This is a genomic window from Halorubrum luteum (assembly GCF_054652935.1).
In genome coordinates this window covers 3,059,256-3,085,485 of sequence record NZ_BAAIGT010000002.1, presented here as the reverse complement: position 1 = coordinate 3,085,485, position 26,230 = coordinate 3,059,256, and the positions used below count along the sequence as shown (strand labels likewise).

The following is a 26,230-nucleotide window of genomic DNA, read 5'->3' as shown; positions in this document are numbered from 1 at the left end:
TCCAAGACCAGCAACGGGTTCGACGACGGGCTCGACGGGGATGGGTTCGACGACGACGGGCTCGACGGGAACCGTCCCACCGACGGACGTCGACTCAGCCCAGCGTCGGTTTGAACCGATCGCGACCGAGGAACCGCCAGAGATGGCCGCGCTCTTCCGGCGGGTCGACGCCGGGTAGCTGTTTTAGCGCCGGCTGGATCGCGTTCCACCATCCGTCGGCGGTCTCGAAGCCGGCCGGATGATCGGGGTACACGTTGTCGAGGAAATCCGACCGGGACGCGCTCGGATTCTCGGTCAGATACTCGTACGCCGCCAGAAGCGCCTCGCGTCGCGCTTCGAGCGTCGCTCCCGAACCCGGAAGCTCAGCGTCGTTGACTGCGGCCTGCACGTCCTCGACGAGCCCGGGGTCCTCGTCCGCTCGTATCGCGGCGGCGACGGGGTGGTCCGCCTCCGACGCCGGGATCGGAACCCACCAGACCCGTCCACGAGACCCGATCTTTCGCGTTTCGAGGTACCCGTCGTCGACGAGCGCGTTGAGTTTGTTGTGTGCGGTCCGACGCGAGCAGTCGAGCGTGTCCATCACGTCCGCCGCGGTGAGCGGTCGTCCGAGATCATCCCGCTGCTCGAACGCCTCCAGTGCGGCTTCCGGCGGTATCCGGTCCGCGTACTGGCCATTTCCGTCACGTGCTCGGTCCGACTCGCCCATACCGTGCCCGAACGGTCGGACTCCCTTAGAGGTTTGTACGGGCGATCGAGGCGACTGCCCCCGAGCTTGACTCGGGGTAAGTTCACGGTTCGTGGGGTCGTGGCTCGGAGGATCGGTTGGATCCGGCGGATGCGGAGCCGACGAGATGGATACATTCAAACCACATACGACCATTGTGATCGATAGTGATATGGTTTCAGTGACCACACCCCGGGGGCGGAGTCAGCACGGCGGGGTGACGCCCGTTCCGCAGTCGTCGGTCCCCTCGGGCGGGCAGGACGCTCTCGATCCTCGCGGGACACCATGAGCGTACTCCAGATTCTGACCGCGACGCTCCCGCTTTTGGTCGTCGCGGTGCTGCTCGTTGCGGCGCTGTGGCCCGCGACGCGGGCGATGCCCGTGGCGTGGGCATCGGCCGTCGTCGTCGCTTACCTCGTCTGGGAGATGCCGGTCCGATGGATCCTCGCGGCGTCGATCGAGGGGCTACTCGTGTCGGTGCAGATCCTCTGGATCGTGTTCGCCGCGCTCGTGTTGCTGTACACGATGATGCGGTCGGGCGCGTTCGACGTGCTGAATCGTAATTTCGCCAGCATCAGCGACGATCCTCGCGTGCAGGTCGTGCTGGTCGGATTCTTTCTCGCGACGTTTCTCGAGGGCGTCGCCGGGTTCGGGACGCCGGCGGCAGTCGTCGCGCCGCTGCTTTTCGCGCTCGGGTTCCCCGCGCTCGCGGCCGTCGTCGTAGCGCTCATCGGGCACGTCGTCGCCGTAACGTACGGCGCGGTGGGGACGCCGATCGTCATCGGGATCGCCGAACCGATGGAGAGCGTCTCCGCGATACGAACGACGATCGAAGCACAGGGAATGACGACCGCGGAGTTCGCGATCGCCGTCGCTCGATGGGCCGCGACGTATCACGCGCTCGTCGGCGTGTTGATGCCGCTCACCGCGGTCGCCGTGCTGGTATACTTTTTCGGTCCCACGGACGAGCGCTCCGTTCGCCCGGCGCTCGCGGTGTGGCCGCTGTGTCTGTTCGCCGGGGTCGCGTTCGTCGTGCCGTACTGGCTGTCGGCGTGGCTGCTCAGCGCCGAGGTGCCGGCGTTGATCGGATCGACGGTCGGCGCGGTTGCCGTCGTCTCGACGCTGCGGCTGGGGTATCTCCTCCCCGACGACGAGTGGGAGTTTCGTTCGGCGACCGAGTGGCCGGACCACTGGGTCGGTTCGATCCGGCAGGACGACGCGCGTGAGGTGCTCGCCGGCGGGTACGAGATGTCGCCGGCACGCGCGTGGACCCCGTACGTGTTGCTTATCGGCTTCCTCGTCGTTACGCGGTCCGTCGACTCGTTTGCGGCGCTGTTGCAGGGCGAGTCCGTCACCGTCGCCGGCTTCGAGCTCTCCTTGGCGCTCGCGACGGTCACGACCAGTCTCGGCGAGTTCGCCCTCGGGATCGGTTGGTTCGAGTGGGGGTCGATCCTCGGAACGAGCCTCGCGAACGGCGTCGAGTTCGCGTATCTCCCCGGAACGTGGCTGCTTCTTGCCGCCGTCGTCTCGATACCGCTTTTCGGCATGTCCGGAACGCAGGTCGCGGACGCGTGGGGCGAGGCCGTCAGTAGCCTCCACGCGCCGCTCGTCGCGCTCGCGTTCGTCCTCGCGATGGCACACGTGATGTTACACTCGGGAGCCCACGCCGCGGGCGTCGACAGCATGATCGTCGTGCTGGCGACGTCGACCGCAACCCTGTTCGGTGCCGCGTATCCCTTTTTCGCCGCCTTCATCGGAGCTCTCGGGGCCGCACTCGTCGGGTCGAACACCGTCTCGAATCTCACCTTCGGTCCGTTTCAGTTCGTCGCAGCCGGGAATCTCGGGATCTCCCGACAGCTGACCGTCGCGTCGCAGGCGGTCGGGGGGGCGATCGGGAACCTCGTGGCGATTCACAACGTGGTCGCGGCGCTGGCGACCGTCGAACTCGTCGGCGAGGAGGGGCGGGTGGTCCGACTCACGCTGCTTCCACTGCTCGGATATCTCGTGCTCGTCGGTCTCTGGTCGCTGCTTTTCGTGTACGTGTTTCTTCCGGAGCTGTTCTGACCGCCGTTTCGTTCTCCCGTCGACGTGTCGAGACACGTCCACGGACGACCGCGCCGTGCGCTCGGAAGCGAACTCAGAACACGGCTGGGAACAGGACGTACACGCCGAGCGTCGTCAGCACGCCGCCGACGACGAGATAGTACAGGATCGGCAGCAGGTTCAAGCGGATCACGCGCCCGGTCGCTCCGACGAGACCCACGGTCGCCAGCGCCGCGACCACGTTGTGGATCGCGATCAGGTTTCCGACGGCCGCCCCGATCGTCTGGCCGGCGATGAGCACCATCGTCGGCATGCCGAGGGTCGTCCCGACCTCGAACTGGAAGGCGACGAACGTGATGTTGCTCACGGTGATCGAGCCGGCGACGAACGAGCCGATGAGTCCGACGGCGGGCGCGAATATCGGATACGCGGCGCCGGTGAGCGCCGCGGTCCCGTCGGCGAGCACGACGATCATGCTCCCGTCGACCGGGGCGGTGCCGTGTGCGTCGGTCCCGAGCATGATCTCGACCATCGCGATGACGAACACTAACACGACGGTCGGCGAGAGCACCTTCTGGAGCGCCTCCCGCCACGCGCCGGTCACCTCGGTCGCGTTCATGCCGAAGATCGGGATCGCGAGGAGCGCGCTCGCGAGCAGCCACGTGCCCGGAACGTACGCCCACGCGATCCCGCCCTCGAGCCCGGTGCCGAACACGTCCCACTCGATCGCGAGCAGCGGAGCCTCCTGCAGGAACTCGGCGATATCCGGCACGACTCGGGTCACGACGAGCAGGCCGACGAGCGCGAGGTACGGCGACCACGCGCGAAGCAGGCTCATCGACGGTGCGTCGGGGGACGTCGCCTCCTCCGGTGGGTCGGGAGCAACCGCCTCCTCCGGTGGGTCGGCGGCGTTCTCGCCGCCCGGTTCGATCGAGCCGACCCAGTGGTCGGGCCACGTCTCGCGGTCCGGGAACTCCCAGTGGGAGTCGGGTTCGAGGTAGCCAGTCCGGAGCAGAGCGACGACGACTGCACCGCCGATCATCGCGGCGAAAAGCGACGGGAGTTCCGGGCCGACCAGATACGCCGACGCGACGTACGGCACCGCAAAGGCGACACCCGACACGAGCGCCAGCGGTGCGACCTCGAGTGCGGGCCGCACCGACCGCTCCTCGCCGAAGAAGTAGACGACCACGGCGACGGCGGCGAACGGCATGAGTATCCCAAGCACTCCGTTAAACAGCGCCGCGTAGATGGCGGCTTCCGCGGAGAACTCCGCGACCGTGAGGCCGGTGCCGTCGGCGATCGGCTCCTCGACGGCCGCCAGCGGCGTCTGGAACCCGACGATGATCGGCGTTCCCACCGCGCCGAACACGGTCGCGACGGCGTGTCCGATGAGCGCGGCGACGACGGCCGCGAGCGCGGGGAACCCGAGCGCCAAAAGCAGCGGCGCGACGACTGCCGCCGGCGTGCCGAACCCGGCGACGCCCTCGATGAACGTCGCGAGGAAAAAGCCTAGCAGGATGATCTGTACGCGACGGTCGTCGCTGATGCTGGCGAACCCCTGGTTGATCCGGTCGACGGCGCCAGAGCGCATGAGCGTGTACAACAACACGAGCGCGCCGAACACGATCCAGATGATCTCGATGGCGGCCATCACGCCGGCGATGCTCGCCGCCGCGACGTATCGCACCGGCATCTCCCAGACGACGAAGCCGATCCCTGCGGCAGCCGCCCACGCGATCGGCATCACCCTGACGGCGGGCCAGAGGAAGCCGACGAGCAGCACGCCGACGATAAGCAACGGAACGAGCGCGAGAAGCGTCTCCGTCATCGGTCGGTCCTCCCGGGCGTCGATGGACCTCCCCCGATCATGATCCGTTCGGAACGACGGTAGACGTTCGGCCGACGGTGCGAGCGCGTGAGATTCCCATCGAAAGATCGGTCACTGTCGTCCCGGATATTCCTCGAGCCGTGTCTAATATGTACCGATGAGATTGTGTAAATAATCGTGATCAATACGTCCGGGGCGGGAGCAATCCCTCAGTTAGGATGCATCGGGCGAGTGGCGCTGATCGTGCGTCTCAGCTGAACCTGACGCCGAGGTCGTGGAGCCCCTCGTTGTGCTGGGCGACGTTTATGAGAAGCGGCGTGAGCGCCTCGATCTCGGGTGCGTTTGCGATCCCGCCGGCGTCGAGTGCACGGAGCCCCTCGATCCCTTCCGCGAGGTCCGTGACGGTTCGTTTGGCGTCCTCGTCGTCGGCGATCACGAGCGTGTCGATCCCCAGATCGGCGTCGAGGTTCGAGAGTCGCGCGGCCGCGAGGTTGTGGAACGCGCCGACGACGGCGACGTCCTCCGGCGCCGCGTCGGCGACGATCCGCGTGACCGAGCCGGCACCCGGCTTGTGGTAGTGGAACCCGTCGTCGTCGCGTTTCATCCCGGTCGCCGGAGAGACGAGCACGTCGCCGTCGTCGAGCACGTCCGCGATCTCCTCGACGGTGTCGCCGACGTGATACGGGGGGATCGCGAGGACGACGACGCTCGCCGCCGCTGCCGCGTCCCGGTTGTCGTGGCCGGTGATGTCGGCGTCGACGCCGCGACTCTCCAGTTCGGTGCGGTACTCCTCGGTTTTCGTCTCCGCTTTCCCGGCGTCGCGGGAGCCGACGATCACGTCGTGGTTCGTATCGTACGCCCATCGCAGGGCGAGTCCGCCGCCGATGTCGCCGGTCCCGCCGAGCAACGCGATTCGCATGTCCGTACTGCGGGAGGCGTGGTCTTAGGCGTTGCGCGACCGGCGGTCCTCGCCACCGTCGGAAGGATCGCAGTTGGCTTCGCCCGATGATACTTACCGGCGCGTCGAGAAGCGTCGACCATGCACGAGCAGGACCAAGTTGCGACGTTTCTCGACCGACACGAGATGGAGACCACGCTCGCGTATCACGTGCTCGACCTGCAAAGCGAGGTGGGAGAGGTCGCCAAGGAGGTGACGACGTCGACCTCGCAGACGCGCTCGACGCAGCGATCGCGAAGTACGAGTCGCGGATCGCGGCCGAAGGCGACGCCGGCTCCGGGGAGCAGAGGGTTGCCGGCGGTTCCGGAGAGTAGACGAACTCCCCGTGGCCCCGTGTGACCCGGAGTCCGGTTCGATCTTCGATCGGATCCGGGCTCCTCGTCCACGCATCGATCGAGCGTGGGGGTTTCGGAGAGCGACGCACACCGTGAAAAGATACTTATAGTACCATGGCATACAGTGACATGCAATGTCTAGCGCACCCAGTACGAGCGAGGACGTGTTCGACGAGTTCCTGTCCGACCGTGGTCACGAGACCGAGATCGTACGCTGGGAGCGATCGTATAATAAGCTTCAGTGTCCCGAATGTGGTGCGCTGCATCCCGAGGGAACCGCCCGGTGTGGCGTCTGCGACTGGCGGCCGAACTGATCGTACTCGGCCGTTCCGACCTCCGCTTGCATCGTTTCTTTCAGCGTAGTACTCGCCGGTAGTATTATTTATCATCATCAGTTACTGACGAGTATGCCCACGTGCCAGAACTGCGATTCGTTCGTAACGAGGGATTACGTCCGGGTGTTTACGCCGAACGACGTTGACCGACCTCGTGTCTGTCCGGAGTGTGAAGATCTCGTTCGCGACGGTGCCGACGTTCGCGAGGCACGCGCGACGAGAAGTAACTGAGCCCCCATCTCTCCTTTCGATGCGTTTTTGCGACGAGCACGCACCGATTGCCTGTGGATGGGTGATTTATACGTGAATCGCCTCGGGGTCAAGCCCTGGGGCATTCTCCTCGCATTCTGTAAACACGGACGCTCCGCGCCACCGTGCGCGGGGTACTTCACTCCACTCGACCATCGCAACAGCGCTCCGTACTCGATGTATCCGATCTCACTCGAACACCGATACGTATAAACAGTATGTAACGAAAAACCAGCATAAGATATCGCAGACTCAACATATTTATCCGAACAGAGTTACAAGCGTATATCGTAATGACAAAAAAGGAAACGAACCTCAGATCCGAATCCATACGGCTGAAGGACAATCCGCGACCGGAAGACCTCGAGGCAGCGACCAGCCCGGCCGAGCGCCTACTGGCGTGGCTGCGCTCCTGAATTCGGCCGTTTCGTCTCCGCGATGGTCCGATCTACAGAGAAGCAAGGCGGGTGCCTCGGGGCTTTAGTAGTTAGCGAATCTTATTGAGGAATCCACTGAGGTGGTTGTCGATCCACGATGCAGCGAAACTCAGTTTCTCGGTCAGTTGATCGAACAGGTGGTCAAGGCGTTTCCGGTACTCGTCTTCGCCGTTGACGATCAGCGGCGAAGACTCCCACTTGAGACTCTTCCAGACAGGTTCGATTGGGTTGAGATCCGGGGAGCCAACCGGCAAGAACACCAGATCAATCCCAAGTTCGTGAGCACGCTTGCGCGTGTACTTACAGACGTGTGAGGAGAAGTTGTCCAAGACGAGCAGAATCCGCTTGCCGGGATTCTGCTCGCGGATCTCCTCGAAACAGCCGCAGATCTGTTCTTTCTTCTGGTTCGGTGGGAACGACAGCACGCTCTCTCCGTTGAGCGCATAGAACCCGGCCGCTGGTGTATCGATTTTCACCAGCGGCCGGGTGATATGTGGATCATCGACCGTGTACAGTCGCTGAGAATTGTCCCAGGGTTGTGGATGCGAGATATCGAAAAACCCCACCACAGTCCCGCCATCAGTGCAGATATCTTCATCGGAGCTCCACTCCTCTTCATCGTCATCATCGTCACTCTCGCGCTTGTTGTGTGGTTGGTCATGAGCATCCTCGTCGAACGCGTACTCAACGCGTTCGTCGAGGATTTCTTCGGCGTTATCGGGTCGATCAGGCCGTTTTGTCCGAGGAATGGCGTAGGAAAGGCCGAGATTGTCTAGAAATTCCGGAAGGTAGTGTGGGTGATATTCGACATCGAACTCATCGTCGAGAAGGTGCTGGATCTCCTGTTTTTTCCACGGTTGACCTTCACGCAGGAGGTCAATGAGTTCGTCTTGTTGGTCTTCGTCGAGCTTCGGGGGCCGACCGCCCCCGAAGTTCGGAGTAAGTTTACCGAGGCCTCCTTCGTTCCAGCGAGTGACCCAGTTCGTGGCGGTGCCCTCAGATCTCCCGACGTCATCAGCGGCTTCCTTCAGCGTGGCACCTTTGTACAGCCGTTTGAGAAAGACGAGGCGTTCGAATTCCTTCTGATCGTCCGCCTCACCGAGGAGCCGATCCAGATCCTCTTCACTCAGGTGCCGCACGATTTTCTTCTCTCGTCCAGTCACTACACGAAAGAGATTCTTCTCCTCAATAACTTTGCCGAATCACTATGACCCCGAGGCGATTCACGAGTGATTCCTCCATGCTCACGCCGCGGCGGAGATCAATCGGATAATCTGGACAGTTCCGGATCGTACTCGTCCGGAATATCATCGACGCCGTATGCCTGGAGCACCTGTCGAATATGAAAATGCTTCTCTTCGGTTTCGTCCGTCTGCAGCGCTCGTTCGAGATGTTCTCTACCTCCCTCAGTGAGCCGTGGCATGTGCATCCTTCTCAACTCGAGGAAATTTAAATCTAATTAGATGGAGGATAGGAGTACCGGGGGCTTGGCACTCCCAGCAGTCCCACCCGCCACAGTCCGTGAACCTCACACGGAGTCTCACCGTACTGAGGTTCGGTGGAACTGCAAACCTGAAATCTCCAACGCTCAGGATTCCTCCGCGTTTACGCGGAGGAGGATGTCAAGTCAGCCGGAGTCAGCTACCCCGATATCGAGTCCAGTGTCTTTATGCTTCCCTACGAAAACGTAAGGTGATGGCCCGAGAGCGGGTGACCGGCTATCGAGATGCGGTCCGAGCGCGGCTCCGCGCCACGTTCATGCAGGATCACCCGCCGCATCTTATCGGCGTGAGCTTTGCGATCGGCGTGTTCGTGACGACGCTGCCGACGCTCGGAACCGGGGTGCTCGCGCTCGCGGGCCTCGCGTACTGGTACTCATGGGCGAATCGGCTGGCTCTCTTCGCCGCCGTCGTCATCCTGAATCCGGTTGTTAAAGGTGGAGTGCACGCGATGAGCATCGCCCTCGGGACGCTTCTGCTCGGTCCGGTCCCGGAGCTCGCCGATCCCGAACTCTCCGTAGCTATCGGGCGCGAGCTGCTCACCCGTCTTCTCGTCGGAAACGTCATTCTCGCCAGCGCCTTCGCTCTGGCTGGATACGTTCTCGCGTTTTACGGTGCCAGCACCGTCAGTTGGTACCGAACGTGAACTCGAGCCGTTCGTTCCGATCCGAAGGTCGATATCCTCGCAGCGTGCATACGCCACTGGTTCACGCGAGTCGCGTCGCTAGCGACGCGGACCGCAAAAAACGAGCTGCGACGAAGGGTGGTTACAGCGCGTTCAGTCGTCAGCGGGCGCCGCACCGCCGCTGGTGCCGGCAGCGCCGAACCCGTCCGCCATCTGGGCGACCGTGCTCTCGTTGCTGACGACCCAGTTCAACAGCAGGAACGCGAAGATGTACTTCGCGACGATGTCGAGGCCACTGTAGGCCCACGACGTGACGGCGACGTCGAGCACCGCGATCCCCTCGGCGCCGAGCGCCCAGAAGATCGGGTACCCGAGCCACATGACGACCGTCAGGATCTTCAGCAGGTTGAAGATCTCGGCCGTACCCGCCACCTCGGCGTCCTGGGGCCACTCGACGAGCAGCACGTACAGGACGACGAGGAAGAACATGCAGCTGATGAAGTACCAGAACCAGCGCAGACCGTGCGAGGAGACGGTCAGCGCGGCTGCGAGGCCGGTGACACACATCCCGATGTCGGCGACGATCGCCGTGAAGATCTTGGTCAGGTTAGACCCTGCGAGCAACCCGAGTGCAAGCAGGATCATCGGCGTCGACAGCGCCCACGTGAGGTAGCGACCCCACATGGTGAGAACCTCTTCACCGGCTAACGCGTGCCCTGCTGGCATCTCGAGGAAGCTTATCGTGAGCCCCGAGGCAAGCCCCGTGTAACTCGAGATGGACACGAGCGGGACCATCAGCGTCGACACGAAAATTAACTGCGCGCGGGGATCCTCCACGTTCCGGCCCATGTACACGAACAGGAGGATCGACAGCCCCGCCAGCGCGATGTTGGCCCAGAACGAGGCGTTCAACAGGGTGTTGTCCTGAACCGCCTGATACACTTCCGCTTGCGTCATTTCGAGCGGCACGGCGCTTTGGGATAGCACCGCCAAGTCGGCTGCTGCTGTTTCTATCATGCGACGGTAGTACGTAATGGCCACTTCGAGTAAACGACACAACCTAACGAGTATGGAAACGCTCGACGGTGGCCGCTGTTAGCCTCGAGCGCACCACTCCTTCACGGCGAGCTACGTCCACAGCCGTGGTCATGCGATCGAACGGCATCCGGAACCGAGACCGTACACGGCTCCGAGACCGTGCGCGGCTCCGAGATCGTGCGGGGCTCCGCAACCATGGCCGGATCCCTGCGGTCGCGTTCGGGAAAAACGATCAACGGAGAAGAGTGGCAATCAACGGAGCAGCCGATCAGCTCCCGGACGACACGTTCACACCACGCCTCCCGCGACGTCCTCGCGAATCGCGTCGGTGGCGTGCTCGCCGCTCAGCAGACACATCGGCATCCCGATCCCGGGGTTCGCGCCGCCGCCGACGTAGTAGAGCCGGTCGGAGAGCGGCGAGCGCGGGCCGGGACGCAGCGGTCCGGTCTGGAACAGCGTGTGCGCGAGCCCGAGCGCGGTCCCTTGCGGACGGTTGAACCGGTTCGCGAACTCGGAGATGCAGACGGACTCCTCCACGCGGATCCGTCCTCGGAGGTCGACGTCGGCGTGCTCGTCGAGCGCGTCCAGCACCTGCTCTCTGGCCGTCTCGCGTCGTTCGGGACCGTCGTCGAGCCCGGGGGCGATAGGCACCAAGACGACGACCGTCTCGCATCCGTCCGGCGCGACGGTCGGATCCGTGCGGGAGGGGACGTTGACGTAGAAGGCGGGGTCGTCGGGCCAGCGGGGGTCGTCGAAGATCGACGCGAAATGCGGATCCCAGTCGGTCGGTAGCACGAGCGAGTGGTGTTCGAGCGCGTCGAGCGAGCCTTCAACGCCGAGATACAGCAGGTACGCACCGGGTCCGTACGTGCGACGGTCCCAGTAATCGCCGGGTCGCGAGAGCCGCGCCCGCAACCCCGTTCCGTCGCCGTTCACGAGCGTCCGCTCGACGTACGCCGGCGGTACGTCACAGACGACCCGGTCGTGGGTGTAGCTGTCGACGCCGAGATCGACGCCGATCGCTTCGTCTCCAACGTCGAGGCCACTTACCGCCACGCCCGTGTGGATCTCCGCGCCCTGCTCGACCGCCACCGACTCGAGCGCCTCGACGACTTCGTACATGCCGCCGATCGGATAGTACACGCCGAGTCCGAAGTCGACGTGGCTCATCAGCTTGTACAGCGCGGGCGTGTTGTACGGCGATCCGCCGAGAAACACCAGCGTGTACTCGAGAAGCTGTCGAAGCTTCGGATGCTCGACGTACGACTGAACGTGGTCGTCGAGCGTTCCCAACAGCCCAAGCCCGCGTCCCGACTTGGCGACGTCCATGGAGACGTAATCGCGGAATCGTGACCGGCCGGGCACGACGAACCGGTTCATTCCGATCTCGTACGCCTCCTCGGCGTCCACGAGATATCGCTCGAACGCCTCGCCGGCTCCCTGCTCGTACGACTCGAACAGCTCCGCGGCCGCGGTCCGGTCCGCAGGGACGTCGGCGCGGTCGCCGTCGTCCCAGAACACGCGGTAGTGTGGGTCGAGCCGCTCCAGTTCGTAGAACTCCTCTGGCGCGTGGCCGAACGACTCGAAAAATCGCTCGAACACCTCCGGCATCAGATACCACGACGGACCCGTGTCGAATCGAAACCCGTCGCGCTCTAACCGTCCAGCGACGCCGCCGACACGGTCCGCCTTCTCGTACAGCGTCACGTCGGCTCCGGCGTCGGCGAGATACGCGGCCGCCGAGAGCCCGCCGAACCCCCCGCCGACGATGCCGACTGACTCGCCGTCCAGCAGTTGGCCGGTCATACTGACGGTAGGTGCCCCCGCGGGGTTAGTCGTGTCCGTCATTCGGCGGTGTTTTAAGTGCTCTCGTCTTGGCCCCTCGAAACGAGCCGTCGACCACGGGACATACTCGTTCGGCTCCGAGGTTTTATCCGTGGGTCCGGTACGTCGATCCATGTCAACGCCGGAGTCGCCCGGGACACCCGGACGGTCGTCGAGCGCGTCGGACGTCGAGGAACGTCGGCCGAGCGCGTCGGACGTGGGAGGAAGCCGACTACACACCGGCCAGCCCGGGGCGAACGCCACCGGCGTCCGGGCGCGGCTCGCGGTCCGTGACCCGCCGAACTGTCCGGTTGCCGACGGACTCCCGAGCGACGCGGTCGCGACGGACGTCGACAGGATCCGTGCCGGAGACCGTATCGTCGAGCAGTTCCGCGTCGCAGAGCCGCTTCCGGCCGACGCGGACGCGGAGCTCGTGTTCGCGGCCGACGAGGAGTTCGTGTACCGGCGCGAACTGGATGCCGAGGCGTGCCCCTGTCGACTGATCGAATCGCTCGGCCATCCCGTCACCGACGTCACCGTCCGGACGAACCCGACACAGCTCGTGGTGACTCTCTCGCTCCCCTCCGTCGAGCCGCTCGGAGAGATCGTCGAGGCGATAGAAGCCGAGGGAGCGTCGGTGACGCTCGACAGGCTCACACACTCGAGCGGCGTCGACGACTCCGACCCCGTGGTCGTCGACCGGTCTCGACTAACCGACCGACAGCGGGAGGTGTTGCGCGCGGCTCGCCGGCTCGGTTACTTCGAGTATCCGAGAGAGGCGAACGCCGCGGAAGTCGCGGAGTCGCTCGGGATCGCGCGGTCCACGTTCGCGGAACATCTCGCTGCGGCACAAAAGCAAGTGGTCGGCGAACTCACCGAGCCCTGACCGCATCGGACACGATCTTCTCCGACCGTTCGTTTTCGGTCGTCGTCTCACGGCGCGTTCGTCTCCGGCTGCCGGCCTCGTCGAAGCGCGTTTCTCGGACTCCGATCCTCAGGGGACGTACCAGATCCCGCGGTCGACGTCGAGCCACTCGCCGACGACGACGTGGGGTAACGCGATCACACAGACGAAGATGGTGTAGAACGCGACGAGTCCGGGAAGGAGCCCCGCGCTGGCGAGCGGATTCGGTGCGACCGTCCACAGCCCGGCGGCGACGAGCGCCGTCGCCAGCGCGCCGATCACGAGGACGCCCCACGCGACGACGACGGAGAGCCCGTCGTTACGGGCGGGCGTCTGTCGCTCGACGACGATGCTCCGTGCGGACTGCCGCAGCGAGTACCACAGCGGGAAGTACAGACCGATCGCGATGACGATCGGGACGAACACGAAGAAGGCGACGAGCAGCAGCGTCTCGAGGACGTCCCGGATCCACGACGCACACACGCCGGCCGCCGCGACGCCCCAGCCGAGGTGTGCGACGAGCGCGACACCGTAGACGGCACCGAGAACGGTCGCGACGGTGTCTGGAGCGGTCGCAGCCGGTCCGATGAGCTGTCCCTCGAAGACGGTGAGCATGTACCCCGTGAACGCGTAGAACGTGTCCGTCCACGCGACGAGCGGGACGATCATCACCGCTCCGCCGCGGACGAACGCGGCAAGCGCGCGCTGCGGCCGGGAGACGAGGTGGTCGCTTCCGACGAGCGCGTCCATCACGCGCACGTCCCCGTGGCCTCCCTTCGCGACTGCCGTTCCGAACGCGATCACGAGCGCGGGCAGCGGCGCGACGACGAACAGCGCGATGAACGCGAGGACGAAGCTCACGTACATCGCGACGTAGCGCGTCCCGAACGGGACGCCACGCCGTCGAAGGTTAGTGAAGTGCTCGTACCCACCGTGCGGGAGGTTCAACGCGATCATCCCGACGAGGTAGATGAGCATCTGCGTCCGGAGCGCCGGCTCGGTTCCGGTCGCGTACAGCGCCGCGAAGCCGACGGTCAACGCGGCGAGCACGCCCCGCGAGACGTCGATCGCGACCATCTCGGGCTCCGAGAGGAGCCGATCGTGTGCGACGCGAACGGTCGAGGTGGACATACGAACGTGTACGTCCCGTATCCGGATGTTCGCTAACCGCCATTATTCGGGCTTTCAAAAGGCGCGATGCGTCCGTGGGGGGTTGCGGACTCCGCGCAGTCAGGATATCACATTTCTTCACGTCCGATTTCGCGGAGCTCGCTTTTGGCACCAAGCGTTAAATCGTCGGGCCCGTATAATCGATCATGGCCGATGCTCGGACCCTGCTCGTCCATCCGGAAGACGGGGTCGACCGGATCGCGACGGCGCTCGAGGCGGCTGACTGCACCGTGACCACGGTCCACAGCGCGACGGCGGCCGTCGGGAAGATCACGACCGGGCAGTTCGACTGCGTCGTCAGCGAGTACGACCTCCCGGGCGACGATGGACTCACGCTCGTCGAGACCGTCCGCGAGTCGGACGTGTCGCTGCCGATCGTGTTGTTCACCGACTCCGAGGCGAACGTCTCCGAGGCCGCGTTCGAGTCCGGCGTCGATCGGGTGCTCAGAAAGAACGGGTCGGCGTCGATCGACCGCCTCGTCACCGACGTCACCACGATCGGGGCTGCCGAAACGCAGCCGACTACGAGACAGGACGTTTCCGGACACAAACCGTCGGCGGAGGAGGTCGCTCGGGCCGTCGACGAGGCACCGATCGGGCTCAGCTTGAGCGACCCCGACCTCCCGGACCATCCGCTCGTGTACATCAACGACGCGTGGACGGAGTGGACCGGCTACGAGGAGACGGACGTGCTCGGGCGGAACCCGCGATTCCTCCAGGGGCCCGAGACCGACCCGGACACCGTCGAGCGTCTCGGCAAGGCGATCGCGAACGAGGAGCAGATCACCGTCGAGATCCGCAACTACCGCAAGGACGGGACGCCGTTCTGGAACGAGCTCACCGTCGCGCCGATCTACGACGAGGACGGGGATCTGGCCCACTACGTGGGCTTTCAAAACGACGTGACCGACCGGAAGCGTGCAGAGCGGCTCGCCGAGGAGCGCGCCGAGAAGCTGACGGCCGAGCGACAGACGCTCGACCGCGTGTTGGGTCGGGTGAACGGGCTGCTCAGCGAGATCACGCGGATCCTCGTCGAGGGGACGGACGCGGAGTCGATCTCCAGGGAAGTCTGTGCGGAGATCGCGGAGGAACCGGGGTATCTCGGCGGCTGGATAGCCGACGTCGGCCCCGGAACCGGGAGCCTCGATATCACGGCCGCCAGCGGACTGTCACTCGAGACGCCGACGTCTATCCCGCTCGAGGAAACGCCGGAGGCGATCGCCAACGCGTTCGAGACGGATGACGTACAGGGGTGTCCGGCGGGAACGACCCCTAACAAGCGGCTGAGCCCCGAACATTTCGGTGCTCCACGACTCGTCGTGGTGCCGCTCGTCTACGGCCAGCGTCGGTACGGGCTCCTCGGCATGTACAGCAACGACGGCAACGCGCTGGACCGCCGAGAGCGGCAGATGTGTGAGTCGGTCGGCAAGATGATCGCCAACGGGCTCCACTCCGTCGAGACGACCCGCATTCTCACGACCGACCAGGTCGTCGAACTCTGCGTGATCGTCGACGACGAGACGTTCCACCTCTCCCGGATCGCGGACGCGCTCGGCTCCGAGGTCGAACATCTCGGGACCGCGCGGCTGGACGACGACGGCTGCGAGCTGTACCTCGAAACGATGGCCGACGAGGAGGCGCTGTCGGAGGTGTCGTCGCTCCCGTTCGTCTCCGAAGTTCGGACCGTCTCGGCGAGTGCTCCGGAGCTGACGTTCGCGGTAGCGGCAACGGAGTCTCCACCGTTCGCGCGTCTCGCGGAGCATGGTGGCGTCGTCGCGGCGGCGACCGCGGAGCCGACGCAGGCACATCTCACGATCGAAGCACCGCCCGAAACGGACGTGCGGTCGCTTCTCGACGTGTTGCGTGCGGAGTACGCCGGGATCGAACTTCGGTCGCGGGTCGAACGCGAGAACCGCGACCGGAGCCTGACCGAGTTCGCCGCGTCCGTCGACGACCGGCTGACCGACAGACAGCGGTCCGCGCTGAAAACCGCCGAGCTGAACGGCTACTTCGAGTGGCCCCGACCGGTCGACGGGTCGGAGATCGCCGAGACGATGGGGATCACCCGACAGACGTTCCACCAGCACCTGCGGGCGGCCGAACGGAAGCTCGTCGAGGCGTACGTCGATCCGTGAATCGGCTCGGGGTCAAACCCCGGGTATTTTCCTTGCACTTGTTTGACATCCTCCTCCGCGTAAACGCGGAGGAATCCTGAGCGTTGGAGATTTCAGGTTTGCAGTTCCACCGAACCTCAGTACGGTGAGACTCCGTGTGAGGTTCACGGACTGTGGCGGGTGGGACTGCTGGGAGTGCCAAGCCCCCGGTACTCCTATCCTCCATCGTATATGGACTCCCGAAGTTGTTTTTGCCTTGGGGAGTCCGGCAGATCTCGACGGACTTGGAGTTACTTTCTGTGGTGCCTACAGCAGTCGGGCACTGCATCGGTTCATTATAGGAACCGACCGTTCACCTGACTGGTTCCGATTACTGTCTTATTGCTTGGGGCGGACAGGCCGCCATCGTAGGACTGGCGGGAATCGCTCCGTTCCCAGCCTGATTCCTACCGATACGTAGGATTGCCTGTCAGTTCAAGCTACGGATTGCCAAATCTCAGTGTGGCTATTGCAGCGTGGATTGCTTCCGAGTTGTCGGATTCATCCTCAGTCGATCACATCAGAAGGCCCACGACTCCGTCCAGTAGCCGCTAAATCGTTGTCCTCGGCCCCTCGATAGTCTTCGGAAGGATGGAGCGGCTGAATTCTGGCGTTGCTCGGCTGTCGAGGCGTTAGTCAGTCGCTGTCGGCGGCAGATCGCCGCCGACGCGACAGCGTCGCCACTCACGACCGCTGTCCGGATTGGTGGACAGCTACCGGAAGAACCGGTCGTCGAGTGGTTGATTCGCTGGGACAGCCCTGCGGACACCTAGAGCTGTCCAAGCGGCCCGCAGTACCATTTCACAGAACTCCGTGAACGACCAGTCCCAGAGGCGTCGCCCCCCTCGGCGGGGCGACGCCACGTACTTCCAGTGGAGATACCGCCAACTGTTCTGGAACAGCAGGCTCACCACAAACATCACCAGCCGCAGGCCAGCGTCTTGAGAACTGGTGAACGCGAGGCTCTGTTTGGCTAACCGATAGCTCGATTCGATGCCGAAACGCTTGCTGTAGTGTTCTCGGGCATCGCGTGGCGTGTCGATGAACGGCGCGTCAGCGGCGTAGCCGTGACGCGCCACTCCGTGTTCATCGTACCGCCCCTGCTGGTACACACAATCGATGAACACGGGAAACGTTACCTTGCCGGCGAGATCGTGTTCGATCTCGCGGCTCCAACCTCTGCTGAGTTCGTCTTGAATCGTCTCGCCCCACTTGACGATCGGCATAACGTAGGCGTAGTTGTGCGCGTACAGCAGCCCGAGACAGGTGCTGTTGTAGAAGCCGCGATCAAGGTAGACGGCCTTGACGCCGAGGTCAAGGCCGTCGAGCAGTTCGAGAAACTCAGCGAGGACATCGCTGGTGGTATCGCCAGCGACCAGCTGGCGAACCGCCAGCGTGTAGCGCTTGTTACGTACCCGCGCGTACAGTGTCGCATAGGCGTGAAACGCAGTTGTTCCTCGTTTCGCTTGCGAGAAGTACAGCGCCTCTGTCTCGTCCTCGTCACCGTAGTAGGGATCAAGGTGGAGGTCTACGCAGACCTCCACCGGTCGATCCGGCAGTGTCGCAAGCGCATCTCGTTGTAGGAGCGTGTCTCCAACCGCCTCAACCGAGTCAAGCTCAAACTGCTCAGTGAGATGTCCCCGGACGGTGTTGGCGTGTGGCGAGCCGTCGGTCGTTTCGCAGACGTGGTTGATCGAGGTCCCGCCGGCGCTGGCGCCGGCGAGGACCTCGTACAGTTTCTCTGTCGTGACCTCGACGTCCTCACCGAGATCTATCGCAAGCTCTTCGTCAAGGCTGTTGACGACAAAATTAAGCAGGTGCTCTTCTTCTATCTCGTTGTCTGCTTGTGTTGGTTGCACACCTTCTCTAAGCAGACACTTTCACTCAAACCCGATGTGATCAACTGAGACTAAATTCTGTAACAGTTACGTTACCCCGACACCGCGTATAAAACGAGTGGGAAACCGTCACCACACCAGCGGAACCGTCAGCGCAACGAGCACGATGCCGAACCCCAGTGCAGCGTACAGCAGCCGCTCGAAGCGTGGCCCGGGCGGCAGCGGCCCGGCGTCGACTGGCGGAGCCGATCGAACCAGCTGTGCGTACGCAACCGCGACGAGTAGACAGAAAGCGGCCGCTGACGCCGCGAGCGACCACCCGAGCGACAGACCGTACGAGAGCCCGTATATCGGACCGAGCGAGAACGCCAGCATGAACGCAAGGCCGGTGGTCACGAGAAACGGAACGGGGTCTATCGGGTCGCCGTGTCGGTTGCTCGGACGTCGTCGCCGCTCCATGAAGCGTGTGTACGTTCCACACGGATAAGAGCTAAGTGGCGGAGTGACACCCGTGGGAACATGAGCCGAGATCGGGGATGGACGTGCGGGACGCCGCGGAGGCGCCGAGCATGAGCGAAAAGAAGGGAGTCCGCGAGGGAGTCGAAGAGTCCGCCGGCGACCCGCGGCTCGTGCTTCTTTTAAATGCCGTCCTGTCGACGTGGTTCGCGTGGACCGTGGTCTGGGGGGCCGATCTGCTAAACCTGCTCGAGTACTCGCTGACGAACGTCGCTACGCTCGCACTCATACTCTTCGCACTGACGTACGTCGTCGTGTTGCGGTGATCGGAGTCGGCGTGACCGCGTGTCACCGAGCGACGTTATCTGAATCGTGTAACAGGGACGCTACCCCCGAAACAGACTCGAGTGGACGGGTGCGTGCTCGGCGTCGTCGCGCCGCGAGGACGATCCCTTGCCGCTGCCGTCGGTGACCGCACGTCCCGCAACGCCGTCGGCGATGAAATCGCGGAGGGGCGGGCCGACCCGCTCGGGTTCGACGAGGAACGCGTCGTGGCCGTGGTCGGAGTCGATCACGTGGTGTGCGACCGGGATGTCGCAGTCACGGAACGCTCCGGCGAGCGACGCCGACTGCTCGACGGTGAAATGCCAGTCGCCGGTGAAGCTCACGAGCAGCGTCTCCCCCTCGAAGGCGGCGACGGCGGCGGCGTCCGAGCTGTACCCCGCCGCGAGGTCGTACTCGTCCATCGCACGCGAGAGGTAGAGGTAGCTGTTGGGGTCGAATCGGTCCGCGAAGCCGTCCGCCTGATAGTCGAGATACGACTCCACTTCCCGGTACGGGAAGAACGTGCCCGCGGGATCGGTCTCCAGTCCGAGACCGCCCTCCTCGCGCGACAGCGAGTCGCGGCCCGCCGAACGACGACCGAACTTTCGTTCCATCGACGCTTTCGAGAGGTACATCACGTGGCCGATCTGGCGGGCGATCCCGAGCCCCGTTTCGGGGGCCGGCCGGTCCGCACCGTAGTAGTCGCCGCCGTTCCAGTTCGGATCCGCCCGGATCGCACGACGAGCGATCGAGTCGAGCGCGAGACACTGCGCGTCGAGCCGCGCCGCGGCCGCGATCACCACGAGCCGGTCCACGTCGTCCGGGTAGCGTTTCCCCCACTCGAGGGCGTTCATCCCGCCGACGCTCCCGCCGACGACCGCGCGCAGCCGCCCGACGCCGAGCCGGTCGAGCAGCCGCCGCTGTGCGCGCGTCCAGTCTTCCACCTGCACCGGCGGAAACGCGGTGCCCCAGCGGTCGTGGTCCGGCTCGTCCGGCAGGTCGAGACCCTCGGGACGCTCGCTGGCGGGCCCGGAGGTGCCGTAACAGGAGCCGGGGACGTTCGCGCAGACGACGTAGTACTCCGTGGTGTCGATCGCCTTCCCGGGGCCGACGACGTCGTCCCACCACGCACGGGCCTGTCCCGCCTGTCCCTGGTCCGCGTCCGACCCCGTCGATCCGTCCGAAGCGTCCTCGCCGGTGGCGGGCTCGGGAGTCCGGGAGACGTTCTGACTGCCCGTGAGCGCGTGACAGATCAGGACGGTGTTGTCGCCGTCGAACTCCCCGTACGTCTCGTAGGCGACCTGCAGCTCGGGGATCGACTGACCGCACTCGAACGTGAACTCGCCGAGGGAGGCGACGCCGCGGTCGGTTGGTGTGCCGCTCATGTCGTCTCACCTCCGACCGCGGCTCGCGAGCCGGCGGCGAGTCCCGAGTCGAGGTCGGCGATCACGTCGTCGGGGTCCTCGATCCCGACCGACAAGCGGAGCATCCCCGGGAGAACGCCGGCCGCGCGCTGCTGGAGCTCGTTCATCTGTGCGTGTGTCGTGGAGGCCGGATGGATGACGAGCGTTCTGGCGTCGCCGACGTTCGCGAGAAAGCTCGTTAGCTCGACCGACTCACACAGCGTCTTCGCGGCCTCGTAGCCGCCGTCGACGCCGAAGGTAACCATGCCGCCGTAGTCGTCGAGATACTCGGTCGCGGTCTCGTGGGTCGGGTGCTCCTCGAAGCCGGGGTACGTCACCCAGTCGACGCGGTCATCGTCGCGGAGGAACGCCGCGACCGCGCGGGCGTTCTCGCAGTGACGATCCATCCGGAGCGGGAGGGTGTTGAGCCCCTGAATCGTCTGCCACGCGTCGAACGGAGACTGCTGTCCGCCGGTCGGCCGGACGCCGCGCTGTCGGACGACGTTCGCGAACGCGGCGTCGCCGAACCGCTCGATGAAGTCGATCGGGAACGCGGGCGATTGGCCCGACAGCTCGTCGTAATCGGCGTCGGGATGATCCCACGGAAACTGCCCCCCGTCGACGACGACGCCACCCACGGTGGTGCCGTTGCCGGAGATCCACTTCGTCGTCGACTCCCAGATCACGTCCGCCCCGTGCTCGAAGGGGCGACAGAGCGCCGGAGTTGCGAACGTGTTGTCGACGACGAGGGGCACCGCGTGGTCGTGGGCGATCTCCGCGAGCCGCTCGAACTCCGGCGTCACGAGCGAGGGGTTCGCGAGCGTCTCCACGTGGACGAACGCGGTGTCGTCGTCGACCGCCGTCTCGTACGCCTCGTAATCGAGGGTGTCGACGAGTCGCGCCTCGATCCCCCGGCGGTTCGCGATGGAGGTGAGATACGACGCCGTCCCGCCGTACATCTCGGAGCTGGCGACGATGTTGTCGCCCGCGCGAGCGAGCACGGTCGTGATCGCGTCGAGGGCCGCCATCCCCGATCCGGTCGCGACCGCGTCCGACCCGCCTTCGAGATCGGCGATCCGGGATTCGAGCGCGCTGACGGTCGGGTTAGAGATTCGAGAGTAGACGTTCCCGTCCGCCCGAAGCGCGTACAGCTCCGCCGCCGTGTCGGCGTCGTCGAAGACGAACGACGTCGTCTGATGGATCGGCGTCGCTCGCGCCCCGGTCGCCGGATCCGGTTCGGTTCCGGCGTGGAGACTCCGGGTTTCGAACCCACGTGTCATGTGTACTGTGCATATATCTCCACACATCTATAACCGACAGTTACGGCAAGCCCTGCCGGACTCACGGACCCGAACGCCGGAACGCCGTATTACGGTGAGCCTAGCTGAACCGTCAGAACAGCCGTTTCAAGGCGTAGTACGCGAGTATCGACAGCACACCGACCCCGACGGCGAGCGCGGAGAGAAACGCCGCGACGCGGGGAAACGCCATCCAGAACGCGATGTAAAACGAGAACGCGAACGCGAACAGCGCGACGATGACCACGCCACGCGCGGGGTTTTGCACCGCCGCGACGAACACCCGCTGTGGAAGCGAGAGATCGCCGAATTCGACGCCGTCTCCCCTCTCGACAGTGCCGTCCTGCTCTAATCGGGTGTCGCCGTCGCGGGTCACGATCACCGATACGTGCCAGAACGCCCTGTAGCTGTCGCTCGCGGGACGGCTGAGAGCGGTACACCCCCGGTATCACGTCACGACCGAACCGATCCCGGTACCGACGAGCAGTGCGAGGACGGCGGCGATAAGGGTACCGATGGCGAACGTCGCCGCGACGCCGGGCTCGTTTCGCTCCGCGGTCGTCACGGTCTCGACCGCGAACGACGAAAACGTCGTGAACGCGCCACAGAAACCGACCGCGACGACGAGTAGCGCCGCGGAGCCAACGGGAACGGCGAGCAGCAGACCGAACACGAAGCTCCCGACGGCGTTGACGACGACCACGGATTCGCGCCCGTCGATCGCCAGTCCGACCGCGTGTCGCGCCGCCGCACCCGCCGCGCCGCCGATGCCGACGAGTAGTGCGCCGAGAAGCGGGCTCATTGGAGTCGCCTCCCGACGATGAGACCGGCGAGTGCGGCCGCGAGTCCGGCGGCGTAGCTCGCAGCGACGTATCGACCGCCGGCGACGGTTCCCAGCGCGACCGCGTCGCCAGCGAACGTGCTGTAGGTGGTGAACGACGAGAGCGCCCCCGTTCCGACGAACAGCTGCGTCCGACGGCTCGCCGCGCGAGTTACGAGGACGCCCAGCGCGAACGAGCCGAGGACGTTCACGACGAACGTCCCGGTCCCCGTCGCGTCACCGACAGCGAGGTCGACGGCGTGTCGCGAGACCGCCCCGAGAAACCCGCCGAGGGCGACCAGCAGGAATCCGGCAGGCGTCCGCTCCATACCGAGTGGTTCACGGCGGCGTATTTGGGCGTTCGGATCGGCGCTGGGTCGGAGCGCTCGACCCCCGTTCATCGGCAGTCCGTGCCGCAGCCGTCTCGCTCGCGCTCGGATCGCCGCCACCGTGGGGAGTCCGACGCTCCCGAACGCGAACGGTGTGTGCCTCCTCCGTCGCGTCGTCGACGACGAGCGCCTCGCCGGTCCCGGTCGGGAGCCGCGAGGCGAGGCCGCCAGCGAGGTACGTCGCCTCCGCGTCCGCCAGCCGCTCGACGTCGCGCTCGGCGGTGAGTCGATGCGCGACGAGTATATCCGACTGGGAGATCGCGACCGGCGGCAACACCCCCGGGCGCTGAGTGGCACAGACGATCGAGACTCCCGGCGCGCGCCCGCGGGTCAGAAGCGTCCGAAGCGCCGGATCCGCGACGCCGTCGAAGAACGCGTGTGCCTCGTCGATCAGAAGCCACGGGAGGCGGCCGACGTCGTCCGCGATCCGCGCGTCGTACAGCCCCCGCGCGACCGATCGAACGACCGCGGCCGCCGCCCGCTCCGAAGTCCCGGCGAGATCGACCACCACGGGGGCACCGTCGTCGAGAAGCGCGGTCACCGGCGGCGCGGTCGCGTCGAACACCCCCCACGACGCCGCGAGCGCGAGGTGATTGGTCGCCGTACGGCGAGCGGCGGCCGACGCGTCGGCCGCGACGACGGCGTCCCGGAACGTGTCGATAGATGGCTCGTCGAGGGTTCCGGAGTGTGTCCCATCGACCGCCTCACCACCGGATGCGGCGGAGTCGGTGACGTCCGCAACGACGCGCCAGAGCAGGCTTCCGGCACTGCTGGCCGGATCGAGGCCAACGAGCGCCGGCCACACGGAGGGTGGGATCGACGTCGGACGAACGACCGGATCGACGACGCGTCCGCCGGCCGCCTCGAGTCCGCCGAACACGCCCATCGGATCGACGACGACTGGAGCGACCCCCGGTATCTCGGCGAGCCCCTCCGCGATCACGCCGAGCGTGTACGATTTCCCGGTGCCGCGTTTCCCGACGACGACGCCCGCGTGTGGACCGTCGGCGTCGAGTCCGACGGTCGCGCCGGTGCTCCCGTCGCGCGCGAGAAACGACCCGAGCCGGACGGCCCCGTCCTCGGAAGCTCGCTCGTCACCCTCGATATCGGCGACAGAGCTCGCCTCGCGACCAAGCAGGTACATAGGTCGACTGGCTGCGGCATGCGTGAAAAAGAGTCGGACCGAGCGCCCCTCGGTTCGTCCGACGTTTTATAACCCATACCGCGGCCACCAGCGTCCATGACGGACTCGAACGCGGCGGCCGTCGACCGGAGAGGTGACCGGGATGGACGACCACGGGACTCGTTTCGAGAGGATCGACGAGCGATCGAGGGGCTTCCGGTCAGGCTCGTGATCGCGCTCGTCGTCGGCGTCGCGAGTCTCAGCGTGATGATGGGGATGGTGGGAAGCATCGACGGGCTCGCCGCTACGGAGCTCGACGCACAGCCACAGCCGGAGGTGACGACGCCGGGCGACCAGTCGATCGAGGTTGCAGTCGTCGATCCGGACGGTAGCCGCGTCGCCGACGCGACCGTGATCCTCCGTGGTGGCTCGGCTCGAATTGACGGCGTCGCCACCGCGACGACGGACGAAAACGGCATCGCCTCGGTCGACGTCGCACCCGAACTCGGCCCGAATCAGCCGGACGGGACGCTCACGATCGATATCAAACCACCCGCCGGCAGCGACTACGTCGACGAGCGAGCGAACACGGAGGTGTTGATCGTCTCCGAGTGACCCCGGCCGCTACAGCCGATCGTCCCAGTCGATCCACTCCTGTTCCCAGCCGTGCTTCGCGACGTATCCCTGCTTTGCGAACTCCGCGTCCTCACGGCGGGTCCGGTTGCGCTCGACATCTGACTGCTCGCCGTCGACGAGCATGGGTTTGAGGCGCGCGGGACCGGCCGTCTCGACCGCCCGAAAGTCAGGAGGTGCGTCCGGAAGCTCAGGGTCGAAGGCGTCCGAGGCGTCGCGAGCGGAGAGTTCCGGGGCGTCGTGATCGCGTTCGATCGCGACGATCGTCTGGACCGCGGTGCCTTTCGGGTACACTACTCGCCCGCCGGCAGTCAGCTGCTCGCGGAGCGCCCGCGGCGGATCTATCACGGCCGCTTCGAGGAGGATCCGGTCGTACGGCGCGTACTCCGGGAGGCCGTGTGCGCCGTCCCGACGGTCGACGAGCACGGCGTCGTACCCCGCCTCGGCGAGGTTCGATCGAGCGACGTGGACGGCACGACGGTCGATGTCGATCGCGTGGACGCAGCGTGCGCCGACGATCTCCGCAAGCGTCGCTGCGGTGTAGCCGATCCCCGCGCCGACGATCAGCGTCTCGTCTCCCGCCGCTGCGTCGAGGGCCGTGAGCATGCGAGCGACAGTGACCGGGGCGAGCGCTCGCGTTCCGGCCTCGTCGCTGGCGCGGTTGGCGTATGGGGTGTCGTCGACGAACGTCTCGCGAGGCACCCGTTGGAGCGCATCCAGCACGGACGCGCCGAGCGGCTCGCCGATCTGGTGTTCGAGCCCCTCGATCATGTCCGCGCGCAGCGCCGCTTCGTCCATGGTCGCTCTCGGGACTCGGCCGATTAAAAGCGTTCGCTCGGATCGGCACATGCGGCTCGACGTATCGTTGCAGGGTGGGTCGCTGCGACGGGAGGAGTCACTGCAACGGGACGAACCGAACGCCGCCGTGGTCCTCTCGCTCGTGGTCGCCGTCCTCGCCCACGATCAGCCGAACGAGCCGCTGTGATCGGCCGCCTCCGACGGGTGCGACGACTCGACCGCCGGGCCGTGTCCCGTCGACGAGTGGGTCCGGGATCCCGTTCGCAGCCGCGCACGTAAGATACGTGGCGTCGTACGGGGCCTCCTCGGGGAGTCCCTCGCGCCCGTCACCGACGCGGACCTCTACGTCGTATCCGAGTTTCGAGAGTCGCTCTCGAGCCTGCTCGGCGAGATCGGACACGTACTCGACGCTGTACACGTTACCGGGGCCGACCAGTTCGGCGACGACGGCCGCGTGGTAGCCACAGCCGGTGCCGATCTCGAGCACCCGGTCGCCGTGGTCGACGTCGATCAGATCGGCCATGATCGCGACCATGTGGGGTGCACTTATCGTCTGGTCGTGGCCGATCGGAAGCGGTCTATCGTCGTACGCCGCGGACCGTCGACCCTCGGGAACGAACTCGTGACGCGGTACCGACTCGATGGCGGACAGCGTACGGTCGCTGACATCGGTCCGCCGCCGGAGTCGCTCGAGTAACCGCCGGCGTTCCACCTCGTGGTCGTTTTCCATGCGAGAGGGTAGCACGCGTCTGTACCTGAAACCATCGGCCCGAGGATCCGACACCACCGATCCGAGACGGGGCGCATTCGCGGGGGATCGGACGGAGTCGTGGCCTCGCGGTCCCCCGCGCCGTCGACCCCGGGGAGGTCGCGGGACTGCAGGGTGAAGCGCTGCGATCGGCGTCGTGGACCACACCCGCAAAGCGTGTCACCGTTACGCACGAAACCGCCCGGACAGCCGGTGAATACCGACGTCACGGCCGAGGAGAAACACTACCCTTTTGACCCTCCTGTCGGTAACAA

Annotated in this window: 28 protein-coding genes; 10 read left to right on the top strand and 18 right to left on the bottom strand. The window is 65.4% G+C overall.

The window, feature by feature from the left end:
* Window positions 1–94 precede the first annotated feature (94 nt).
* Window positions 95–706: an ArsR family transcriptional regulator gene (locus tag ACYQ0R_RS15310; protein WP_459825489.1), complete on the bottom strand. Its 612-nt coding sequence runs from the start codon at window positions 704–706 to the stop codon at window positions 95–97.
* A gap of 303 nt (window positions 707–1,009) precedes the next feature.
* On the opposite strand from ACYQ0R_RS15310, the gene ACYQ0R_RS15305 reads away from it, so the two are divergent.
* Window positions 1,010–2,788, top strand: a complete 1,779-nt coding sequence (locus ACYQ0R_RS15305; protein WP_459825487.1) for an L-lactate permease — start codon at window positions 1,010–1,012, stop codon at window positions 2,786–2,788.
* A gap of 73 nt (window positions 2,789–2,861) precedes the next feature.
* On the opposite strand, the gene ACYQ0R_RS15300 is transcribed toward ACYQ0R_RS15305, so the two are convergent.
* A complete protein-coding gene (locus tag ACYQ0R_RS15300) occupies window positions 2,862–4,598 on the bottom strand; it encodes an L-lactate permease (RefSeq protein ID WP_459825485.1) in 1,737 nt (578 codons plus the stop codon).
* Between the two features lie 250 nt (window positions 4,599–4,848).
* A complete protein-coding gene (gene npdG, locus ACYQ0R_RS15295; RefSeq protein ID WP_459825483.1) occupies window positions 4,849–5,517 on the bottom strand; it encodes an NADPH-dependent F420 reductase in 669 nt (222 codons plus the stop codon).
* A 120-nt stretch (window positions 5,518–5,637) separates the two neighbouring features.
* On the opposite strand from npdG, the gene ACYQ0R_RS15290 reads away from it, so the two are divergent.
* The 4 genes from ACYQ0R_RS15290 to ACYQ0R_RS15275 all read left to right on the top strand — a co-directional run bounded on the left by ACYQ0R_RS15290 (window position 5,638) and on the right by ACYQ0R_RS15275 (window position 6,891).
* Window positions 5,638–5,895 carry a hypothetical protein gene (locus tag ACYQ0R_RS15290; RefSeq protein ID WP_459825481.1) on the top strand — a complete coding sequence of 86 codons (258 nt, stop codon included), beginning with the start codon at window positions 5,638–5,640 and terminating at the stop codon, window positions 5,893–5,895.
* Window positions 5,896–6,025: 130 nt separating this feature from the next.
* On the top strand, window positions 6,026–6,205 hold the full coding sequence (locus tag ACYQ0R_RS15285) for an HVO_0416 family zinc finger protein (RefSeq protein ID WP_459825479.1): 180 nt from the start codon (window positions 6,026–6,028) through the stop codon (window positions 6,203–6,205).
* A gap of 93 nt (window positions 6,206–6,298) precedes the next feature.
* A complete protein-coding gene (locus tag ACYQ0R_RS15280; RefSeq protein WP_459825477.1) occupies window positions 6,299–6,457 on the top strand; it encodes a DUF7563 family protein in 159 nt (52 codons plus the stop codon).
* A 311-nt stretch (window positions 6,458–6,768) separates the two neighbouring features.
* Window positions 6,769–6,891, top strand: a complete 123-nt coding sequence (locus ACYQ0R_RS15275) for a hypothetical protein (RefSeq protein ID WP_459825475.1) — start codon at window positions 6,769–6,771, stop codon at window positions 6,889–6,891.
* Between the two features lie 71 nt (window positions 6,892–6,962).
* Here ACYQ0R_RS15275 and ACYQ0R_RS15270 read toward each other — a convergent pair whose 3' ends face one another.
* Together ACYQ0R_RS15270 and ACYQ0R_RS15265 are read right to left on the bottom strand one after the other, a co-directional pair.
* Complete coding sequence (locus ACYQ0R_RS15270; RefSeq protein ID WP_459822340.1) at window positions 6,963–8,075, bottom strand: IS630 family transposase; 1,113 nt, start codon at window positions 8,073–8,075, stop codon at window positions 6,963–6,965.
* Between the two features lie 98 nt (window positions 8,076–8,173).
* Complete coding sequence (locus tag ACYQ0R_RS15265) at window positions 8,174–8,335, bottom strand: hypothetical protein (protein ID WP_459825473.1); 162 nt, start codon at window positions 8,333–8,335, stop codon at window positions 8,174–8,176.
* Between the two features lie 272 nt (window positions 8,336–8,607).
* Between ACYQ0R_RS15265 and ACYQ0R_RS15260 the strand changes: the two genes are divergently transcribed.
* The gene (locus ACYQ0R_RS15260; protein WP_459825471.1) at window positions 8,608–9,057 is read left to right on the top strand and encodes a DUF2062 domain-containing protein; all 450 of its coding nucleotides are present in this window, start codon (window positions 8,608–8,610) and stop codon (window positions 9,055–9,057) included.
* A gap of 132 nt (window positions 9,058–9,189) precedes the next feature.
* Here the strand turns inward: ACYQ0R_RS15260 and ACYQ0R_RS15255 are convergent, their stop codons facing one another.
* A complete protein-coding gene (locus ACYQ0R_RS15255; protein ID WP_459825469.1) occupies window positions 9,190–9,993 on the bottom strand; it encodes a bacteriorhodopsin in 804 nt (267 codons plus the stop codon).
* 369 nt (window positions 9,994–10,362) lie between these two features.
* Window positions 10,363–11,880 carry a phytoene desaturase family protein gene (locus tag ACYQ0R_RS15250; protein ID WP_459825467.1) on the bottom strand — a complete coding sequence of 506 codons (1,518 nt, stop codon included), beginning with the start codon at window positions 11,878–11,880 and terminating at the stop codon, window positions 10,363–10,365.
* Window positions 11,881–12,031: 151 nt separating this feature from the next.
* Here ACYQ0R_RS15250 and ACYQ0R_RS15245 point away from each other — a divergent pair, with 151 nt between their 5' ends.
* Window positions 12,032–12,784 (top strand): helix-turn-helix domain-containing protein, encoded by a 753-nt coding sequence (locus ACYQ0R_RS15245; RefSeq protein ID WP_459825465.1) that lies wholly within the window; start codon window positions 12,032–12,034, stop codon window positions 12,782–12,784.
* A 108-nt stretch (window positions 12,785–12,892) separates the two neighbouring features.
* On the opposite strand, the gene ACYQ0R_RS15240 is transcribed toward ACYQ0R_RS15245, so the two are convergent.
* Complete coding sequence (locus ACYQ0R_RS15240) at window positions 12,893–13,933, bottom strand: Brp/Blh family beta-carotene 15,15'-dioxygenase (protein WP_459825463.1); 1,041 nt, start codon at window positions 13,931–13,933, stop codon at window positions 12,893–12,895.
* A 185-nt stretch (window positions 13,934–14,118) separates the two neighbouring features.
* Between ACYQ0R_RS15240 and ACYQ0R_RS15235 the strand changes: the two genes are divergently transcribed.
* Complete coding sequence (locus tag ACYQ0R_RS15235; RefSeq protein ID WP_459825461.1) at window positions 14,119–16,107, top strand: bacterio-opsin activator domain-containing protein; 1,989 nt, start codon at window positions 14,119–14,121, stop codon at window positions 16,105–16,107.
* Window positions 16,108–16,838: 731 nt separating this feature from the next.
* Here the strand turns inward: ACYQ0R_RS15235 and ACYQ0R_RS15230 are convergent.
* Both ACYQ0R_RS15230 and ACYQ0R_RS15225 read right to left on the bottom strand, forming a co-directional pair.
* On the bottom strand, window positions 16,839–17,984 hold the full coding sequence (locus ACYQ0R_RS15230; RefSeq protein WP_459825150.1) for an ISH3 family transposase: 1,146 nt from the start codon (window positions 17,982–17,984) through the stop codon (window positions 16,839–16,841).
* Window positions 17,985–18,092: 108 nt separating this feature from the next.
* A complete protein-coding gene (locus ACYQ0R_RS15225) occupies window positions 18,093–18,422 on the bottom strand; it encodes a hypothetical protein (protein WP_459825459.1) in 330 nt (109 codons plus the stop codon).
* 77 nt (window positions 18,423–18,499) lie between these two features.
* Here ACYQ0R_RS15225 and ACYQ0R_RS15220 point away from each other — a divergent pair, with 77 nt between their 5' ends.
* Window positions 18,500–18,745 carry a DUF8107 family protein gene (locus tag ACYQ0R_RS15220; protein WP_459825457.1) on the top strand — a complete coding sequence of 82 codons (246 nt, stop codon included), beginning with the start codon at window positions 18,500–18,502 and terminating at the stop codon, window positions 18,743–18,745.
* 60 nt (window positions 18,746–18,805) lie between these two features.
* On the opposite strand, the gene metX is transcribed toward ACYQ0R_RS15220, so the two are convergent.
* The 6 genes from metX to ACYQ0R_RS15190 all read right to left on the bottom strand — a co-directional run bounded on the left by metX (window position 18,806) and on the right by ACYQ0R_RS15190 (window position 23,797).
* Window positions 18,806–20,128 (bottom strand): homoserine O-acetyltransferase MetX, encoded by a 1,323-nt coding sequence (gene metX / locus ACYQ0R_RS15215; protein WP_459825455.1) that lies wholly within the window; start codon window positions 20,126–20,128, stop codon window positions 18,806–18,808.
* On the bottom strand, window positions 20,125–21,426 hold the full coding sequence (locus ACYQ0R_RS15210; RefSeq protein WP_459825453.1) for an O-acetylhomoserine aminocarboxypropyltransferase/cysteine synthase family protein: 1,302 nt from the start codon (window positions 21,424–21,426) through the stop codon (window positions 20,125–20,127). The genes metX and ACYQ0R_RS15210 overlap by 4 nt, the downstream gene beginning before the upstream one ends.
* A 112-nt stretch (window positions 21,427–21,538) precedes the next feature.
* The gene (locus ACYQ0R_RS15205) at window positions 21,539–21,820 is read right to left on the bottom strand and encodes a hypothetical protein (protein ID WP_459825451.1); all 282 of its coding nucleotides are present in this window, start codon (window positions 21,818–21,820) and stop codon (window positions 21,539–21,541) included.
* Window positions 21,821–21,892: 72 nt separating this feature from the next.
* Window positions 21,893–22,246 carry a fluoride efflux transporter FluC gene (locus ACYQ0R_RS15200; protein ID WP_459825449.1) on the bottom strand — a complete coding sequence of 118 codons (354 nt, stop codon included), beginning with the start codon at window positions 22,244–22,246 and terminating at the stop codon, window positions 21,893–21,895.
* Window positions 22,243–22,593: a fluoride efflux transporter FluC gene (locus ACYQ0R_RS15195; protein WP_459825447.1), complete on the bottom strand. Its 351-nt coding sequence runs from the start codon at window positions 22,591–22,593 to the stop codon at window positions 22,243–22,245. The genes ACYQ0R_RS15200 and ACYQ0R_RS15195 overlap by 4 nt, the downstream gene beginning before the upstream one ends.
* 10 nt (window positions 22,594–22,603) lie before the next feature.
* Entirely contained in the window at window positions 22,604–23,797 is a 1,194-nt protein-coding gene (locus ACYQ0R_RS15190; protein WP_459825445.1) for an ATP-binding protein, read from the bottom strand.
* A gap of 96 nt (window positions 23,798–23,893) precedes the next feature.
* Here ACYQ0R_RS15190 and ACYQ0R_RS15185 point away from each other — a divergent pair, with 96 nt between their 5' ends.
* Window positions 23,894–24,391: a DUF7382 domain-containing protein gene (locus ACYQ0R_RS15185; protein WP_459825443.1), complete on the top strand. Its 498-nt coding sequence runs from the start codon at window positions 23,894–23,896 to the stop codon at window positions 24,389–24,391.
* Between the two features lie 9 nt (window positions 24,392–24,400).
* On the opposite strand, the gene ACYQ0R_RS15180 is transcribed toward ACYQ0R_RS15185, so the two are convergent.
* Both ACYQ0R_RS15180 and ACYQ0R_RS15175 read right to left on the bottom strand, forming a co-directional pair.
* Window positions 24,401–25,207, bottom strand: coding sequence for a protein-L-isoaspartate O-methyltransferase family protein (locus ACYQ0R_RS15180; RefSeq protein ID WP_459825441.1), 807 nt, complete (start codon window positions 25,205–25,207; stop codon window positions 24,401–24,403).
* Window positions 25,208–25,304: 97 nt separating this feature from the next.
* Window positions 25,305–25,937: a protein-L-isoaspartate(D-aspartate) O-methyltransferase gene (locus tag ACYQ0R_RS15175; protein ID WP_459825439.1), complete on the bottom strand. Its 633-nt coding sequence runs from the start codon at window positions 25,935–25,937 to the stop codon at window positions 25,305–25,307.
* Between the last annotated feature and the right edge of the window lie 293 nt (window positions 25,938–26,230).

Excerpts from the sequence above, each read along its gene's own strand:
- ACYQ0R_RS15220 (WP_459825457.1), top strand. The coding sequence starts at position 18,500 with ATGGACGTGCGGGACGCCGCGGAGGCGCCGAGCATGAGCGAAAAGAAG.
- ACYQ0R_RS15275 (WP_459825475.1), top strand. The coding sequence starts at position 6,769 with ATGACAAAAAAGGAAACGAACCTCAGATCCGAATCCATACGGCTGAAG.
- ACYQ0R_RS15260 (WP_459825471.1), top strand. The coding sequence starts at position 8,608 with ATGGCCCGAGAGCGGGTGACCGGCTATCGAGATGCGGTCCGAGCGCGG.
- ACYQ0R_RS15175 (WP_459825439.1), bottom strand. The coding sequence starts at position 25,937 with ATGGAAAACGACCACGAGGTGGAACGCCGGCGGTTACTCGAGCGACTC.
- ACYQ0R_RS15210 (WP_459825453.1), bottom strand. The coding sequence starts at position 21,426 with ATGACACGTGGGTTCGAAACCCGGAGTCTCCACGCCGGAACCGAACCG.
- ACYQ0R_RS15195 (WP_459825447.1), bottom strand. The coding sequence starts at position 22,593 with ATGGAGCGGACGCCTGCCGGATTCCTGCTGGTCGCCCTCGGCGGGTTT.
- ACYQ0R_RS15190 (WP_459825445.1), bottom strand. The coding sequence starts at position 23,797 with ATGTACCTGCTTGGTCGCGAGGCGAGCTCTGTCGCCGATATCGAGGGT.
- ACYQ0R_RS15235 (WP_459825461.1), top strand. The coding sequence starts at position 14,119 with ATGGCCGATGCTCGGACCCTGCTCGTCCATCCGGAAGACGGGGTCGAC.
- npdG (WP_459825483.1), bottom strand. The coding sequence starts at position 5,517 with ATGCGAATCGCGTTGCTCGGCGGGACCGGCGACATCGGCGGCGGACTC.
- ACYQ0R_RS15200 (WP_459825449.1), bottom strand. The coding sequence starts at position 22,246 with ATGAGCCCGCTTCTCGGCGCACTACTCGTCGGCATCGGCGGCGCGGCG.
- ACYQ0R_RS15290 (WP_459825481.1), top strand. The coding sequence starts at position 5,638 with ATGCACGAGCAGGACCAAGTTGCGACGTTTCTCGACCGACACGAGATG.
- ACYQ0R_RS15180 (WP_459825441.1), bottom strand. The coding sequence starts at position 25,207 with ATGGACGAAGCGGCGCTGCGCGCGGACATGATCGAGGGGCTCGAACAC.
- ACYQ0R_RS15265 (WP_459825473.1), bottom strand. The coding sequence starts at position 8,335 with ATGCCACGGCTCACTGAGGGAGGTAGAGAACATCTCGAACGAGCGCTG.
- ACYQ0R_RS15280 (WP_459825477.1), top strand. The coding sequence starts at position 6,299 with ATGCCCACGTGCCAGAACTGCGATTCGTTCGTAACGAGGGATTACGTC.
- ACYQ0R_RS15185 (WP_459825443.1), top strand. The coding sequence starts at position 23,894 with ATGACGGACTCGAACGCGGCGGCCGTCGACCGGAGAGGTGACCGGGAT.
- ACYQ0R_RS15310 (WP_459825489.1), bottom strand. The coding sequence starts at position 706 with ATGGGCGAGTCGGACCGAGCACGTGACGGAAATGGCCAGTACGCGGAC.
- ACYQ0R_RS15300 (WP_459825485.1), bottom strand. The coding sequence starts at position 4,598 with ATGACGGAGACGCTTCTCGCGCTCGTTCCGTTGCTTATCGTCGGCGTG.
- ACYQ0R_RS15240 (WP_459825463.1), bottom strand. The coding sequence starts at position 13,933 with ATGTCCACCTCGACCGTTCGCGTCGCACACGATCGGCTCCTCTCGGAG.
- ACYQ0R_RS15225 (WP_459825459.1), bottom strand. The coding sequence starts at position 18,422 with ATGGAGCGGCGACGACGTCCGAGCAACCGACACGGCGACCCGATAGAC.
- metX (WP_459825455.1), bottom strand. The coding sequence starts at position 20,128 with ATGAGCGGCACACCAACCGACCGCGGCGTCGCCTCCCTCGGCGAGTTC.
- ACYQ0R_RS15255 (WP_459825469.1), bottom strand. The coding sequence starts at position 9,993 with ATGACGCAAGCGGAAGTGTATCAGGCGGTTCAGGACAACACCCTGTTG.
- ACYQ0R_RS15285 (WP_459825479.1), top strand. The coding sequence starts at position 6,026 with ATGTCTAGCGCACCCAGTACGAGCGAGGACGTGTTCGACGAGTTCCTG.
- ACYQ0R_RS15305 (WP_459825487.1), top strand. The coding sequence starts at position 1,010 with ATGAGCGTACTCCAGATTCTGACCGCGACGCTCCCGCTTTTGGTCGTC.
- ACYQ0R_RS15245 (WP_459825465.1), top strand. The coding sequence starts at position 12,032 with ATGTCAACGCCGGAGTCGCCCGGGACACCCGGACGGTCGTCGAGCGCG.
- ACYQ0R_RS15250 (WP_459825467.1), bottom strand. The coding sequence starts at position 11,880 with ATGACCGGCCAACTGCTGGACGGCGAGTCAGTCGGCATCGTCGGCGGG.